A 17,352-nucleotide genomic window follows, 5' to 3' on the forward strand; every position below is an offset into this window, starting at 1 on the left:
AAGTGATTTTTATTTAATCTAAATATATTAAATTTAAATTGAGTAGATAATATCTTAAAGCATATATCTAAATATATTCTAGAGCCTGTTTTATATCTGAAAATATTGAATCCACACTCTCAAGTCCTACTGACAGACGGAGTGTGGTTTCTTTTATACCCATATCTGAACGCTGTTCAGAAGTGAAGGTTCCATAAATTGTACTTGCCGGATGAATTATTAGAGTTTTGTTATCAAACAGATTAGTTGCTCTATGTATAATTTGAAGTTTGTTCATGAATTTAAAGCATTTTTCCTTAGACTCAAGGTCGAACGTGAGCATTGCACCCGGGTATTCACCAAATTGACGTTTACTCACTTCATAATATACATTATCTCCCAATCCGGTATAATTAACAGATTTGATTGCGGGTAACGCTTGGAGTTTTTTAGCAAGCTCCAAACAGGTTGTTGAGTGTCTATCAAACCTTACACTTAATGTTTCAAGTCCGAGGGACTGAATATAGGCCACTTCTGGTGTCATATAAGCACCTATATTACGATGAATCTCCTTACGTAGCTTAAAATTAAAAGCTGATTCATGAATTTCTGATAAGTAGTTTAATTTGGCTGAATTCTTCCAGTTAAACTTACCGTAATCAATAATTAAACCACCAAGACTAGTTCCTCCGCCTGATATATACTTAGTACTTGATATTACATCAATATCAATACCGAAATCTTTTGCTTTGAAATTAGTAAAAGGTATTATTGTTGTGTCAGCTATAAGAGGAACATTATTTTCATGTGCTACACTGCTCAATTTCTTAAGATCAGCAACCTCCATTTGTGGATTAGAAATAATCTCAACAAATAGTGCACAACTGTTCTCATCAAGATTAGCAGCAACATCTGCTGGATTAGTCAAATCACAAAAGCGTGTTTCAACACCAAAAGCTTTTAACGTATTAATGAAAAAAGAGTATGTGTTACCAAATAAATATTTTGAGGTGACTATATTACTACCACTCCAAGCTAATGTGAAGAACGCATTACTGATTGCTGCCATTCCTGAATTAAGCGCTGTAACGTTATAAGCATCTGTTAGCATTTTTACACGTTCTTCATAATATTGTACAGTTGGGTTTGACACTCTCGAATATGTATGCTCGTCAGTTCTGCCACAGAATGCATTCTCCATCTCTTCTGCAGTAGAAAATTCATAAGCCAGAGCGTGGTAAACCGGCATTGATAAAGATCCATAAGGATCTGGTTTTGGATAACTCAGACTCAATAACCTATCTACCTGATTTATTTTATTCATTATATTTAAATTACCATTTTATACTTCTTACCTAAAACAAAATAAAAGAATATAATTCATATATATGAATCTAATATAATAAAATACTGAAATACAAATTATATTAAATACAAAGATAAAAATAAGTACATAAAAGCATAAAAAAACCCCGAAGGTTTATTATTCGGGGATAATTATTTTTTTCTAAAAATCAGGGAATTTAAATCTGTCAGTAGGTGGTACCAATCTCTTCCTATGATGGTACATTTCATAAACCCAATAGAAAATAAAACCTAATACAATACTCCTTTTGATAGACATAATAAAAAAATTATCGTTTTAGAATCCATGCATCCGAATACTTTGGATAATGTTTATGTACTTTCTTTAAAAACTCTTCAGCATCCGTTTCATTATCAAATGACGCTGAATAAACATCAATACGTTCAGGCCTCTCTAACCAGTTTGTTCCTGTAAAACCATCTGCTTTTAGTGATTCAGCAAGTCGTGTGGCAGACTTATCACCTTTGAATACACCCATTATGATATAATACCTTGGAGAATCATCAGTTATCTCTACAATTTCTGATGCAGGAAATACAACTTCTTTAGTAGCTTTATTCTCAATGATTATTTCGTTAGATCTATTGTTTTTAGGTGTAAGCCATTCTGTTTCATAAGATATTTTGGCAGATTGACGTTCAATAGTCCTGTCACTCATTGGCATAAAGAACATTATTAATACTACAGCAGCCACAACAGCTGCTGCAACACTTGCAGTTCTTAAACTACGTTTTTTATTGTAACTACTATCTGAATCAACCCCTCTGTTAGCCTCAGTAAGACTTACAGGTTTCTGCAATTGAATCAATGGTTTCAATCTGGCCATACTCAGACCAAATAAAGCGGGACGGATAAAACTTCCAGGTTTATATGAAAACCTGTTATCATCAAATAAGATAAAAGAACCTAATCTTCCTAACTCTACAGAACGTTGATCCCTTAATTGCTTCTTCATTTCAGAGACTTCCTCTTCAATCCAAAGCATAGCAGCATCAAATGAAATGCTGTAAGTCTTCATATATGATTCTGCTAGAAGTCCGTCATTATAAGTAAGATCCCTGTTGAAGACCAATTCACAAGATGGTGGTAAATAGATAGAAATTCCATCTCTGTGAGAGTTACTGGTGTTTACAACAAACCCTCCAAGTTCTGGAATAATTACACAATTGTGTTCGTGCAGCAAGAATTCGATGTGTGTAACAAGTCGGTTCATAAGGCAAAGATAAAAAAATAGAGGTAAATCAAGTCAAATGTAGTAAAAAAAACATCATTTTTTAACTAACGGTTAACTTTATCAGGATTCTTATTTGCAAAGTCTTTCCAGTCTTTATATTTCTTATCAACTGTTGATACTCCTGACTGATAAAAATGGCATAATGCAGCAGCCAAACCATCGGAGGCATCAAGTTGCAAAAGCATCTTATCATCCGGAATATGTAGAATCTTTTGTAGCATATATGCTACCTGCTCTTTAGCAGCTCTACCATTACCTGTAATGGACATCTTTATTTTCAGAGGTGCGTATTCAAAAATAGGAATATCTCTTGATATTGCGGCCGCCATTGCAACCCCTTGGGCTCTTCCAAGCTTTAGCATACTTTGAACATTTTTTCCAAAAAAAGGAGCTTCGATGGCTAGTTCATCAGGAAGATATTCATCAATAAGTCCTATTATTCTTGAATATATTTTTGCAAGCTTCAAATAATGATCACCATATTTACCAAGATTCATAACACCCATGGCTTCCATAGAGGGTTTGTTATCCAAAACTCGAAGGATTCCGTAACCCATAACCTGTGTACCGGGGTCAATTCCCATAATTATACGCTCTTTTTGAATAGAGTCTTTTTGCATGGTAAATAATGAAGTTTAATAGTCAATAGTCTGTAATACAGTAGAAAAGCCCACAAGCTTTTCTTTAAACTTATCCATTAACAGATTATATACATAATTACTCTCCTCTTTGTTCCATTTTTCAAGCAGTTCAATAGTTTCAACCTGAAATTCCATAGCGAATGATAAACCTTCATCCTTATTACTTCCATATATTCTGGCAAATCTTGCTGAAGTTAAAATTCCGCTTTTTGTTGACATTGGTATAAACTCCTGAAGAATATATTCTATAAATTCATCTTGAAGAGTTTCATCTATATGGAAAGTTGTGTTGAAAACAATCATCTAAAGGAGTTTTTTTATTTAATTTATGCAACAATTGAATTGCAAATATACATAAATTCTCTATCTTTGCACCGCCTTGTTGAGATGATGAAGTTAATTATTGAATCAATAAGTTATAAATTGGGGGATTAGCTCAGCTGGCTAGAGCGTTTGACTGGCAGTCAAAAGGTCATCGGTTCGACTCCGATATTCTCCACATCAATATTCAAGCCCTTAAAAATAATATTTTTTAAGGGCTTTTTTATTTCATTTTACTTTCTTCTCATCATATTCATTAATCCTCCACCATTTTCTACATTAGTAAAGCCCATTTGTATTAGCATTTGTTGTGCATATGCAGATCGGGCACCTGATGCACAATATAGGGTAATCTCACGATCTTTATCACCTAGTTCATTTACCCTTCTTTCTAATTCATCTAACGAAATATTAATAGCATTTGGGTAAGCCCCACCCATAAACTCAACTGGAGTGCGAACATCAATCACAAGTGGTGTATTTAAATTAGCCGATATTGATGTCTCTTTTATATTATCGGCAACTTTTTCACCTTTACCTTCATTGATCTTTTTATTTTCGAGCTCAGGCAGATTAACATGTATATTTTGGAAGCCAACCGCATACGCCTGTCTCTGCAATGATATAAATCCACCTGAAATATTGTAAACATCCTCTACGCCCATACTCTTGAGTATTCGTAAAGCTTGGTGTCCCTTTTTACCAGTTTCATCATATACCAAAACACATGATTCTTTAGGAATAGCCTTAAGATCGTTGTACAACATTTCTAAAGGCACATTATATGCACCACTAATATTCCCTTTTTTAAACTCGAATACATCACGAACATCAATCACAATAGGATTATGATCAACTATCCACTGATCGAGTTCACCAACGGTAATCGACGAACTATATCTGCTCTTATTATTTTCAGCCACGAATGCAGCCATATTTATAGCATCGTTTGCTGTACCCAATGGAGGAGAATACGCATAATCGATATCTGCCAAATCATGAATTGTAAGATTACCAGCGATAGCCGTTGCAATTACATCCAGACGACGATCGGCGCCCTTATAACCAGCAGTTTGACCGCCCAGCACTTCTCCTGTTTCACTGTTATAAATTAACATAACCGAGACATTCTCTGCCCCTGGATAATATGAAGTGTGATGTTCTTTATGTATCACCACTGAATCTGCAGGAAGACCAAGTGAGCGAGCTTGTTTAAGAGAAAGTCCCGTAATACCTGCAACTGCCTCAAAAACACGCAGTATCGATGTTCCCATTGCGCCTATGTAAGCATGCTTTCCCCCCAACATATTCTCAGCAGCAATTCTTCCCTGACGATTTGCAGGTCCCGCAAGTGGAATCCTAACCATCCTGCCTGAAACTCTGTTCTCTACTTCTATCATATCACCTGCTGCATAAATATGCTCATCTGAAGTTTGCAAATATTCGTTCACCAGCAGTCCTCCCGATTCACCAATATCGAGTCCCGCTTCTTTTGCAAGTTGCAGGGTTGGACGTACACCAATCGACATCAGCACCATATCGGCATTAATAATAGTACCATCATTTAGTTTTACCGATTTTGATGATATTGCTGTAACACCCTTTCCTGTATGAATATTCACTCCGTATGAAAGCATTTCATGCTCAATAAATCCTGCAGTCTCCGCATCCATCACCGACATAACGTGTGGCATCATTTCAACCAAGTGTACATTTAAACCTCGTTTTACTAACGCTTCAACCATCTCAAGACCAATGAATCCACCACCAACAACAACTGCATTTTTGGGTGCTCTTTCTTCAATGTGTCGATGAATATTATCCATGTCATTGAGCGTCCACAAAGTAAAAACATGATCTAGATTAGCCCCTTCAATATTTGGTATAACTGGTCGTCCTCCTTGTGCCAATAGCAATTTATCATATTTAAAGTAATTGATTTCGCCTGTTCTAATGTTCAACGTGGTAACATTTTTATTATACCTGTCAATATTGGTTACACGAGTATTCACATGTACATCCACTTTATATTGCTCTTTGAAACTTTCGGGACTCTGCAGAATCAATTTTGATCGACTTTTTATATCTCCACCTATATAATATGGAAGTCCACAATTGGCAAATGAAATATCATTGCCTGCTTCAAACATAGTAATTGCTGCAGTAGATGAAAGACGACGCACCTTTGCTGCAGCAGTAGCTCCTGCTGCCACACCTCCTACAATAATAATTTTTTCCATTTAAATACTTTTAGTGTTGTTTGTTAGATTCACAGAAATTTATAGTATAACTATCAATAAATTCAATGCAAAAATACAAATATACATGAATACATGTTCATATATCCAATAGAATAAACTTATAAACTATTGATCTTGATTATTAAAGTTGTAAAGCCTTTAAACTGATACTATGAATGTTTCTATGTTGAAATAAAGGAGGAAATGGATGGACAGAACCATATTAAAATATGCACCTGTAAAAAAGAAATCCACAAGTTTGAAGGTTAACCTTCAAACTTGTGGATAAAAATAACTAGTATTGTAAAAAAAACTGTAACGTTTATTTAGGACTAGTCATATTCAGAACTATCAATATAAAATCGATATGGAATAGGTATTTAAAAAAAACTATTTCTTTAAAAACTCGGTCTTTAAAAATATTGTTTGACCATCAACTTTTGCCTGAACGTGAGTTGGATCATCAGATGATAATCTAATACCACGTGCACGGGTACCTCTTTTTACTACCATTGACGAGCCCTTTACCTTAAGGTCTTTAATTACTGTAACATCATCACCATCAAATAGTTCGTTACCATTACTATCAACTACCTTATCAAACTTTTCGGCTGCTTCCATATCTTCCTGTGTCCATTCATGAAAGCATTCAGTACAGTGAAATAGTGAACCATCGAAATAAGTTACTGAACTTTGACATTTAATACATTTAGGAGTTTGTGTCATAATTATTTTGTTTAAACGGTACAAAGATACTGTTCAAATCGCTGTAATCAAAATTACACTATTGCACTCACAAATATCCATGAGTTTGTTAATATAAATCATTTAAATTGTTAAGTGAAAAAAAATGGATTATTTTTGTGGGAATTTATTTTGATCTTAAAAGAATAACCTTATGAGTTTAATTAAAACAAAGAATCTTCTTTATCTACTTATATTACTATTATCAGTAATAACATCCTGCAATGATTCAGGGGAAAATACACAAGAAGCCACTATAAACTCTTTTACTTTACAACCAGAATTCAATAGCAGTTTAGATGAAGTTGTCGTAGGAGAAATATCAGATAATACAATTAAGTTATCTGTACCTTACAGAGTCTCACTCAATAATCTGGTAGTATCATTTAATTACGTTGGAATTAAGGTTGAGGTAAATAATATAGAGCAAATAAGCGATATAACTTCAAACGATTTTAGCCAAAAACTTATCTACAAGGTAATTGGTAGTAATGGTGAAATTACTGAATACACTGTTACTGCAACAAATAAACCACCACGATTGCCAAAGGTTTATGTAAATGTAGAGGGTAATCAAGAATATAGTGATGACGAAAAAGAGAATTATAAAAACATAACATTACGTGTTTTAGATTCTGACAACTACTATACCACTAATACAGATTTCATTGCTAAAGGAGAAATGAAGGGAAGAGGCAATTCAACATGGTACGGTGTTCCTAAGAAACCATTTAGAATAAAACTGGAAGAAAAAAGTTCTCTCCTAGGTATGAGTAATGACAAAAACTGGGCTTTACTTGCAAATTACTATGATAAAACACTATTACGAAATATAACCGCTTTCGAGATTTCTAAAATAGCAGAATTATCTTGGACACCGAAGTCTCTAAGCGTTGATTATTATATGAATGGCACATATCGTGGAGTATATACACTTACAGAACATGTGAGAATATCAGACGAAAGATTAGATATGGATATAGTTTCACCTGAGGATAATTCTGGAGATGCATTAACAGGTGATTATTTCTTGGAGCTTGACTTCCATTTCGATGAACCATATAAATTCAAAACAGATAGGAATAATCTACCTATCATGTTTAAAGATCCTGAAGAGCCCACAACCAATCAATTTGATTACGTTAGGGACTTTTTTAATACTGCAGAGGAGGTTTTATACTCAGAAAATTTTACTGACCCTGTTGAAGGTTACAGGAAATATATCGATGTGCCATCATTTATTAACTACTATATAGTCCAGGAGTTATCTAAAAATGTAGATGGTAATTTGCGTGGTAGCTGTTATATGGCATTACGAAATAAAGGAAAAATAGAATTCCCTCTAGTATGGGACTTTGATCTTGCCTTTGGTAATGCGGATCATATTACTTGGGAACAAGGAGCTCTTTCCAGAGAATGGGATGGATGGTATATTAAGACACAATCACCATGGTTTGATCGCTTATTCGAAGATCCTCAGTTTGTTAGTGAACTTAAAAATCGATGGAACGAGTTGAAACCTGAATTAAACAAGGTTCCAGATTTTATTAGAGAGCATGCAAAATTACTAGATGAATCACAAGATAGAAATTTCAGCCCCAAACCATATGGAGCTGGTTGGAGTATAACGAAACCTGAATGGAATACAAGTATTATTAGAGGTTCTTATGACAAAGAAGTGGAATATCTGATATACTTCGTTGAGAAACGACTAGAATGGCTGGATACAAATATTAAAGGTCTTTAAAATTACTATTTATAATCACTTGGCGATATGCCAAACTGCTTCTTAAAACTGGTAGAAAAATGAGAGAGGGATGTAAATCCGGTTAAATCTGCAACCTCAGAGATATTATACTTTCCCTCTTTTAAAAGTTCCGCAGCCCTATTCAGTTTATATGATCTGAAGAAAACTGCCGGTGTTTCACCGGTAAGTCCCTTTACTTTATAATAAAATTTAGATCTTGATATTTTCATCATGTCTGTAAGTTTTATTATATCAAGTTCAGAATTGGAAATCTCTGATTCCATCAGGTCATAAAGCTCTTTCATAAAGATATTATCCTGAGGAGAAAGGATGTCATTATCTATTTCTTCAGCTTTTGTAGTTGCAGAAAGAATCATCTGTACTTTCTCTCGATTTGATAATTGAGATTTAATTAGCGCTAACAGATATGGTGGTTCGAATGGTTTAGTTATATAAGCATCAGCTCCTGTATCTAACCCTTTTACCTTGTCTTGTAATGTAGATTTAGCTGTCAAAAGTATTACTGGAATGTGGCTAAGCTGTAGATTATCTTTTATATCTTTACACAAACTATAACCATCTTTTTCCGGCATAACTATATCTGAAATAACCAAGTCAGGAGTATCTTCTAACATGTACTCAAGTGCATTAACTGCATCGTAAAAACAAATCACATTATAAAAAGGGGAAAGTACAACTCGAATAAAGTTAGCCAATTCAGAATCATCCTCAACTACTACAATAGATTTTAGATTTTTAGAATAATCTGGTTCATCATAATTAAATTCATTTTTTGAATTTAACTGTAAGTTTTCAGTTTCCAAATCTTCTGAAATAATACGCTCACTTGAACTGTATAAATCATCATTAATAGGTAGTAATAAAGTAAAAACGGCACCTGAATTACCTTTCTTATTGTTGGCTTTTAGATATCCATGATGTAATTTAGCCAAACTTAGTGCATGATACAATCCTATTCCTGTACCATAATAATTATCCACATCAGCATCTCCTGCTTTATAGAAACGATTAAATATCTTTTCCTCTTCACCTTCAGGGATTCCTTTCCCACTATCTGTAATAGTAAGTTTAAAATATTTAGATGATCTTTTATCTGGTTCTAGATTAAAAATTCTGGATGCATCATGTTCGCTTATAATATCAATTTCTACTGATATTATTCCACCTTGAGGTGTAAATTTAATAGCATTAGAAAGCAAATTACTTACAATTTTATCAAGTTTATCTTCATCAATCCACATTTCAAATCGATCCTCAAGTCCTTGTATTTTAAACTCAATTCCTTTGTTTTTCGCATTAATACAAAAAATATCTATAATTCTCTTTAATAACTCTGTAACATCTTCTTTTTTTACTCTCAGCTTTAAAGTGTCATTTTCAAGCTTATTGAAATCCATAAGTTGGTTTATTAATTGCAGCATACGTACAACACTTCTTTTAATTATTTCAATAAGCTCTTTCTCATTATGTGGAACATCCTTGCTTTCTGCTAATTGAGAGATTGGACCAGAAATCATCGTTAAAGGAGTTCTGAATTCATGTGAAATATTAGTAAAGAAACGCATATTCATTTCGTTTGTTTTCTGCTCTTGCTGTTTTTGCATCTCAGCCAAATATGCCAATTCTCTTTCTTTACGGATATGCCACAATCCTCTAAGTATTAAATAAACTAGTCCACTAATCAAAATAAGATATATACATTTCGCCCACCATGTTAACCATGGTTTAGGCTCTACAATAATATTAATGGATTCTTGTGTTTCAACTATACTTTGATCATTATCAGTAATTCTAACTGAGAATTTATATTTACCTGAGGGCAGATTGGCATAATATGCTTCACGGTTATTATTTGCATCAACCCAATAATTATCAAAACCTTCAAGCATATAATAGTATTTTACACGATCATATTCACTATAATCCAATGCAGCAAATGAAATACTGAATCCATTCTCAAAATATCTTAATCTAATATCAGGTTTATATGAAAGATGTTTATCTATACTACTTCCTTTATCTTGAGGTCTTATTATCTGATTGTGAACTTTTAAATTTTCAAATAATAAAGGTAGAGTTTGTTTCTCCGGGACATCGATTGGATTGAAAAAAGTAAGTCCATGCGTTCCCCCAAACACAAGTGTACCATTTGATAGAAGGTAAGATGCACGTTCTATAAACTGATTCCCTCCAATACCGGAAGAAGCGTAGTAATTTGTAAATAGCTTTAAATCACGGTCATATTTCCCTAACCCATATTCAGTTCCAACCCATAAATTACCATGTAAATCTTCTTCTATTGATACTATATCCATACATGGTGCACCACTAATAGGTTCAAGATATCCATCTTCCGGTAAAAATCTTAGCAGTCCATTCGTTTTAGTTCCTATCCAAACCTCACCTCTGCTATCTTCAAAAAGAACATTGGTTATAAGTACCGAGCGTGGAATAGAATTTTCCCATTGTGCTTCATCAAAAATAATTTCCTCTACAATTCTTCTATCAGGGTCAATCATTTTAGGTCTGTGGTAAAAAGGAGAAGCCATAATCTTGCCATTTCTAAGTGTTATGAATCCTGAAACAAAATTAAAGAATGGCGTATATATCTGGAGTGGTTCAAAATCAGAATCTCCTTTTTTTAAAGAATAAACATACTCTGAGGTAGTACTAAGCCATATCGTTCCATTATTATCTTGTGTAAACACATTCGGCCCAAAAACATCATAATCAGAAACTAGTCTGAGTTTATCTTCAGTTAGTATACATTTCCAAACCTTACCATTTTCTTTTGAGCCTAACCACAGATTGCCTTCATTATCAATAAACAATGTGCTAACCAAAACCTCTTTAATGTTATTCTGTGGAATGCTTTTATATAGTAACTGTGAAACATTTAAATTTTCAATTTTCTTATTTTCTAGATTATAAATATATAACTCTCCTTTGGATGTTAAGAGCCACATATTACGTTTATCATCTTCAGACACAGACAATATTGGTTTACCACGAAAATACTCATTCAAAAAGTTGTCATTATTAAATCTGTTCTTATAACTGGAGTGCACTAAAAAGCCTTGATCCTCTGTTCCCAACCAAATATTTTGTTGAGTATCAACGAAAATAGTGCTAATACTGTTTTCAGTTCCCACAAATGGGAAACCGCTCTCATCCTGATGATACAGTGTTTGATCACCTCTGTTGTATACAAAAGAGCCATTATTTTCAGAAACAAAAAGCAAAGAATTGGAGTTTAAAGAATAAATCTTTTTCACAGTGCTTTGCATAAGTAGATCATGATTTGCTATACATTGAGGTGTACTAATATATCTGCACGTACGAGTATCAAAAACAGCAATATTATCATCTCCGGCAATCCATAATTCATTATTCCCCCATAGATAAGATGTAATTACACTGAAGTCTATGTTTACAGAATCTTTAATATCAAATGTAAATGAATTATATCTGTAAATTGTTCTTTCGCATATAGTCCACATATCATTACTTGCGTCTATAAAAACGAATAGAGGTATTTTATTAAAATCGAAAGGTTCAAATCTATCAAAACTCTCATTTTCCGGATTATAAACACCTAGCATATATGAGAAGTTAAGCAAAATTCTACCATCTCTTGTTTCAATTAACTGATGTCCATTCTGATTGCTGTTTCTAATCGGAATTCTTTTGAAATTATCTTGTTCTGTATACCTACTAACCCCATTAACAGTTGCTATCCAAAGTCTTTTTTTAGAATCCAAGATCAAGTCTGTAATATTATTATCAGCTAAATCCAGAGAATCATCTGTACTGAAAAATTGATAGAATTCATTGCCATCATATTTATTTAACCCCCTAAATGTACCTATCCAAATATGTCCATGTTCATCCTCTGCAAACGCAGTAATTTTCTGATTCGAAATATCATTCGCAATAACTGGAGTTTGCTCCTTAACAGGATTTTTAAAGTCTACAGGTGCATTACATGATGTAATAAAAAGAATTAAAATGATAAGGATGATATTTATCATAGAACTTCATGGTCTTTATAATATTCAACTACATGACTCAAATATAGGGAATATATGGGAAATTTCAATATGCTTTATAAGATTAAGGAATTTCAAAAAGGTTATTAAAAGCCAAATTAAACAAATATGAAAACATTTGGACAATCCATAAAACCCTATTCTACAAATATGAAAATTTATTAAACAGTTCTGAAAACATAGTTTTATATGATATTATAGATTTGCATAAACATTTAAGCCATGATATAATATGCGATTTTATTCTATACCATTATTTATTACCTCCATAATTATATTTTCAAGTTGTCGAAATAGTAAAACGGCTGAATCATTATGTGAGAATCAAAGTGAAATTACTACTTCTTTACAAGCTACAACCGCTAACACTGAGTACGGAAAGGTGGCAGGGTATATTGAAAATGGGATATACATATATAAAGGTATTCCTTATGCAGAAGCAGAAAGATTTATGCCTCCAACAAAAGTTACAAAATGGGATGGCGTTAGAAGTAGTCGCTCATATGGTCCAACATCACCACAGGGCAAACGAATGGGCTGGTACAGTGATGAACAAGCATTTGCTTTTGACTGGAATGATGGTTACCAGGATGAAGATTGCCTACGATTAAACATCTGGACACCTGGCATTAACGGCAATCAAAAAAGGCCGGTTATGGTATGGTTGCATGGAGGGGGTTATTCAGCCGGTTCCGGACACGAACTGCCCTCTTATGATGGAACAAATCTTTCACGTAAGGGTGATATTGTAGTTGTCTCATTAAATCATCGATTAAATGTGCTCGGTTTTCTTGATCTGTCTGCTTATGGAGAGAAATATAAAGAATCAGGTAATGTTGGAATACTTGATATAGTTGCTGCACTTGAATGGATAAATAAGAACATCTCTTCATTTGGAGGTGATCCATCTAATGTTACAATATTTGGTCAATCAGGAGGAGGAGGTAAAGTTTCAACACTATTAGCAACACCTTCTGCAGAAGGCTTATTTCACAAAGCTATCATTCAGAGTGGAGCGATGTTGAATACAATGGAGTCAAAATGGTCCAGGAGAATCGGTACAGCTGTTGTCCGGGAGCTTGGCTTAAATTCTTCAGATATTGATAAGATCCAGAATATTCCTTACCAGCAGCTTCTTGAAGCCGGTGAAAAGGCAGTTGCCGAGGTTAAAGTCGAGGCAGATAAAGAAGGATTTAAAACATTTATTTTTGGTTGGGCACCCACTATTGATGGAAATATTCTGCCATCTAAGTTATTCTACCCCACTCCACCTGAGCAGAGTAAAAATATTCCAATTTTAGTTGGCACAACACTTCATGAGTTTTGTACCAGTACATACAACCCTTCAATACGAAATATCACACAAGAACAGGCTATAGAGAAATTGAAGGTCAAATATGGAAACAGAGTTAATGAATATATTGAAGCTTTCAAAAAGGCCTATCCAAACTATACCCCTAAAGATTTATTTGACGTCGACTTTATTTTCAGACCCAGTGTAGTTGAATTCAGTAATATAATGTCATCATTTAGTAACGCTCCAGTATATACATATCTTTTCACTTGGGAATCCCCAGTGCTGGACGGAATTCTCAGAAGTATGCATTGTTTGGAGCTACCTTTTGTATTTAATAATGTGACGCTTCATGGAAATATGACTGGCGGAGGATCTGAGGCAATAGATCTTGGAAATATTATGAGTTCAGCATGGATCAATTTTGCAAAAACCGGTGATCCTAACACCGAAGGCTTGCCTCATTGGGAGCCATATAACCTTAATAATGAATCTTTAATGATTTTCGATAATGAATGTGAATTGAAAAAAGGACATGATAAGGATTTGTTGGATATAGTCCGTCTTTTCCCTATTCGTGGATTATAAAAAAAATTAATCTATTTAACTATCTAAACAGAAGAAGATGAACAAGAAAGACTCAATTAAACGACTGATTTTGTCAGTTTTATCCTTAATGGTTGCTGTGCCCCTGTTATTTGCACAAAACATTGTACAAGTAAGCGGCAAAGTTGTGGATATTCAGAATGAACCAATGATTGGTGTAAGTGTACTGGAGAAAGGTACTACTAATGGAACAATTACAGATATTGATGGAAATTATCAAATATCAGTAAGACAAGGTGCTACATTAGTTTTTTCTTATATTGGTTATATAACCCAGGAAAAAACTGTAAGCGCCAATACTCTTGATGTAACTATGGATGAAGATATGCAAGCATTGGATGAAGTTGTTGTTATTGGTTATGGTGTTCAAAGAAAAAGTTCACTCACCGGTGCCGTATCTTCAGTAAAATCAGAGGACTTGGAAGCAAGAACAATAGCTCGTCCTGAGATGGCACTTCAGGGAAAGACTGCCGGTGTTCAGGTTTTGAGTTCAACTGCTCGTCCGGGTTCTTCACCTTCTGTTAGAATTCGTGGTATCAGCTCAAATGGATCAAGTGAACCACTTTACGTAATAGATGGTAGAATTGCAAGCGACATCGGAGGAATAGATCCAAATGATATTGAGTCAATGGAAGTATTAAAAGATGGTGCCTCAGCAGCAATTTATGGAGCTGCTGCGGGTAATGGAGTTGTTTTAATCACTACTAAAAGAGGAAAAGGAAGTGGCAAAATAACTTATAATCTTCAGCATACTTCTCAAAGTTTAGGCAGAATACCTGAAGTTATGAACTCTCAGCAGTATAAAGACTATTTCATTGAAGCAGGTAAAATTGCCGAAGGTGCATTTAATTTGAACTGGGATGGAGTTACAAATACAGATTGGACAGATGTAGCTTTTGAAAATAGTTCAATGATGAGACACAACCTAACATTCCAGGGTGGTAATGAAAGTGGCGCACTTTATTTATCATTGTCAAGCCTGGATAATGATGGAATGGTGGTTGGAAACAGTGATACTTATAACAGACTCACCGGTATGATTAATGCCAGTTGGAAAATCAAACCATGGTTAGAAGTAGTAACAAACAATCAAATTGAACACTATAAAGTTCAATCTGTTGCTGAAGGTAGTGAATATGGAAGTTTACTTTTATCAGTGCTACAACTTGATCCTCTTACTAAACCTTTATATCCAATAAACAATTTACCTCAACATATGGCAGATACTTATGCTCAACATCCAAATATGTTAGGGGATGGAAAAGGCAATCTTTATGGTATATCAGCATTTACAGGAAATGCTGAAGCTATAAATCCTCTTGCTATGCGTGATCGCTCATTTACTAAAAACAGAGGTTTCAATATCAATGGTACTACATATATAAACTTTAAACCTATAAAACCATTGACTATCACTTCAAGACTTGGATATCGATTATCATCATCTTCTTCATACGGAGTGAGCCATGACTATTATTATCATGGTACTGCAAAGCAGGATTATATACAGGTAAGCGCATCAGATTATAGTCCAACATACTGGCAGTGGGAAAATTTTATGAACTATGATCGTAAATTTGGAGATCATAATACAACTCTGATGTTAGGTACATCATTTAGTGAGAGTCGTAGTTTTGGAGTAAGCGGGAATAAACGTGGCGACGATCAAAACATAGGATTCCTTCAGGATGATCCCCTATTCTGGTACTTCGCTTATGCAACTTCAGATGCTGCAAAGGATATTTCAGGTGGAGAAGAAAATTTCTCACGCAAGCTAGCCTATTTTGGTCGTTTGAACTATGAATATAAGAACAAATATCTTGCACAGTTTTCTTTACGTGCAGATGCTGCAGACCTTTCTGTATTACCAAAACAAAAGCGTTGGGGCTATTTCCCTGCAGCTTCTTTTGGATGGGTAATTTCAGAGGAAGACTTTATCAAGGGATCAAATGATTTTATGACTCATTTAAAACTGCGTGCCAGTTGGGGTCAGAATGGATCAACTGCATCACTAGGAGGTTACCGCTGGAACGTATCTGTTGGTTCAACCGGTCATATTGCTATAGGTAATAATAATGATTTCTACTATGTAAATGGTTATGCCCCCTCTGCTACTGGTAATGAACAGTTAAAATGGGAAACATCAGAACAAACCAATATCGGTATTGATGCTCGTTTCTTGAATAATCGACTCTCATTAACTGCCGATTATTTCAATAAAGAAACCAAAGACTTAATTGTATCAGGAATTAAAGCTTCTACAGTTGTTGGTAATACTTTTTCTCCTGTAAACGCAGGTAACATTACTAATAAAGGTATTGAACTTGAATTAGGCTGGCAAGATAGAATTGGCGATTTCTCTTATGGAGTAAGAGGTAATATATCAACCCTTAAAAACAAAGTTACCTATATACATGAGTCACTGGCTGCAATTGATGGAACATCTTTAGTTACTTATGGAGCTATAACCCGTTTTGAGGTTGGAAAACCTGCATGGTACTTTTATGGATATGAGTTTACTGGTGTTGACAAGGAAACTGGTGAACCTATTTTTGCAGATCAGGACGGAGACGGTGCTATTACTGATAATGATAAAACAGAAATTGGAAAAGGTATTGCCGACTTAACATACGGTATTACATTAACTGCCGGATGGAAAAATTTTGACTTAATAGTGTTCGGAACTGGTTCACATGGTAATGATATTTATATGGGTCTAAATCGTGTCGACTATAACTTGAATCAACTTACTTATTTTACAGAAAACAGATGGACTAGAAATAATCCTAATGGTACTACTCCTAGAGCGTATGCAACAGATTTTACTAAGTTTATGACATCATCGGGTTCAGTATTTGATGGCTCATTCTTTAAAATTAAACAGATACAGTTGGGTTATTCAATACCAAGAAATCTTTTGAGTAAAATATCTATTGATAATTTACGAATTTATGGTTCACTCGAAGATTACTTCACATTTACTGATTACCCAGGTTTCGACCCGGAAGTAACAGGAGTTGGCAGTGCACTTGGAGTGGATAAAGGTAGTTATCCTAATTCTAAAAAAGTAGTTGTAGGCTTAGCAGTTACTTTCTAATTATTCATTTCAG

The 17,352-nt window shown here is 34.3% G+C and carries 10 protein-coding genes and 1 tRNA gene; 4 read left to right on the plus strand and 7 right to left on the minus strand.

All coding sequences use genetic code 11. From position 1 onward, the window contains the following. Window positions 1-67: 67 nt before the first annotated feature. The 4 genes from BN1354_RS04830 to BN1354_RS04845 all read right to left on the minus strand — a co-directional run bounded on the left by BN1354_RS04830 (window position 68) and on the right by BN1354_RS04845 (window position 3,523). On the minus strand, window positions 68-1,303 hold the full coding sequence (locus BN1354_RS04830) for an aminotransferase class I/II-fold pyridoxal phosphate-dependent enzyme (RefSeq protein ID WP_053826418.1): 1,236 nt from the start codon (window positions 1,301-1,303) through the stop codon (window positions 68-70). A 310-nt stretch (window positions 1,304-1,613) separates the two neighbouring features. Continuing rightward, window positions 1,614-2,558 carry an HU domain-containing protein gene (locus BN1354_RS04835; RefSeq protein ID WP_045089479.1) on the minus strand — a complete coding sequence of 315 codons (945 nt, stop codon included), beginning with the start codon at window positions 2,556-2,558 and terminating at the stop codon, window positions 1,614-1,616. A gap of 65 nt (window positions 2,559-2,623) precedes the next feature. After that, entirely contained in the window at window positions 2,624-3,199 is a 576-nt protein-coding gene (gene ruvC / locus BN1354_RS04840) for a crossover junction endodeoxyribonuclease RuvC (protein ID WP_082057354.1), read from the minus strand. A 15-nt stretch (window positions 3,200-3,214) separates the two neighbouring features. Next, window positions 3,215-3,523, minus strand: a complete 309-nt coding sequence (locus tag BN1354_RS04845; RefSeq protein WP_045089478.1) for a DUF4286 family protein — start codon at window positions 3,521-3,523, stop codon at window positions 3,215-3,217. 122 nt (window positions 3,524-3,645) lie between these two features. Here BN1354_RS04845 and BN1354_RS04850 point away from each other — a divergent pair. Continuing rightward, window positions 3,646-3,719 (plus strand) — tRNA-Ala (locus BN1354_RS04850). A 55-nt stretch (window positions 3,720-3,774) separates the two neighbouring features. Here the strand turns inward: BN1354_RS04850 and BN1354_RS04855 are convergent. Beyond that, entirely contained in the window at window positions 3,775-5,781 is a 2,007-nt protein-coding gene (locus BN1354_RS04855; protein WP_053826419.1) for an FAD-dependent oxidoreductase, read from the minus strand. A 390-nt stretch (window positions 5,782-6,171) separates the two neighbouring features. Further along, entirely contained in the window at window positions 6,172-6,507 is a 336-nt protein-coding gene (locus tag BN1354_RS04860) for a zinc ribbon domain-containing protein YjdM (RefSeq protein ID WP_053826420.1), read from the minus strand. 172 nt (window positions 6,508-6,679) lie between these two features. Between BN1354_RS04860 and BN1354_RS04865 the strand changes: the two genes are divergently transcribed. Beyond that, window positions 6,680-8,272, plus strand: coding sequence for a CotH kinase family protein (locus BN1354_RS04865; RefSeq protein ID WP_053826421.1), 1,593 nt, complete (start codon window positions 6,680-6,682; stop codon window positions 8,270-8,272). 5 nt (window positions 8,273-8,277) lie between these two features. On the opposite strand, the gene BN1354_RS04870 is transcribed toward BN1354_RS04865, so the two are convergent. After that, window positions 8,278-12,324, minus strand: a complete 4,047-nt coding sequence (locus BN1354_RS04870; RefSeq protein WP_053826422.1) for a hybrid sensor histidine kinase/response regulator transcription factor — start codon at window positions 12,322-12,324, stop codon at window positions 8,278-8,280. Between the two features lie 250 nt (window positions 12,325-12,574). On the opposite strand from BN1354_RS04870, the gene BN1354_RS04875 reads away from it, so the two are divergent. Continuing rightward, entirely contained in the window at window positions 12,575-14,224 is a 1,650-nt protein-coding gene (locus BN1354_RS04875; RefSeq protein ID WP_045089473.1) for a carboxylesterase/lipase family protein, read from the plus strand. Window positions 14,225-14,261: 37 nt separating this feature from the next. Further along, window positions 14,262-17,339, plus strand: a complete 3,078-nt coding sequence (locus tag BN1354_RS04880; RefSeq protein ID WP_053826423.1) for a SusC/RagA family TonB-linked outer membrane protein — start codon at window positions 14,262-14,264, stop codon at window positions 17,337-17,339. Window positions 17,340-17,352: the final 13 nt, after the last annotated feature.

The organism is Lascolabacillus massiliensis (assembly GCF_001282625.1).
Classification (GTDB): domain Bacteria; phylum Bacteroidota; class Bacteroidia; order Bacteroidales; family Dysgonomonadaceae; genus Proteiniphilum; species Proteiniphilum massiliensis.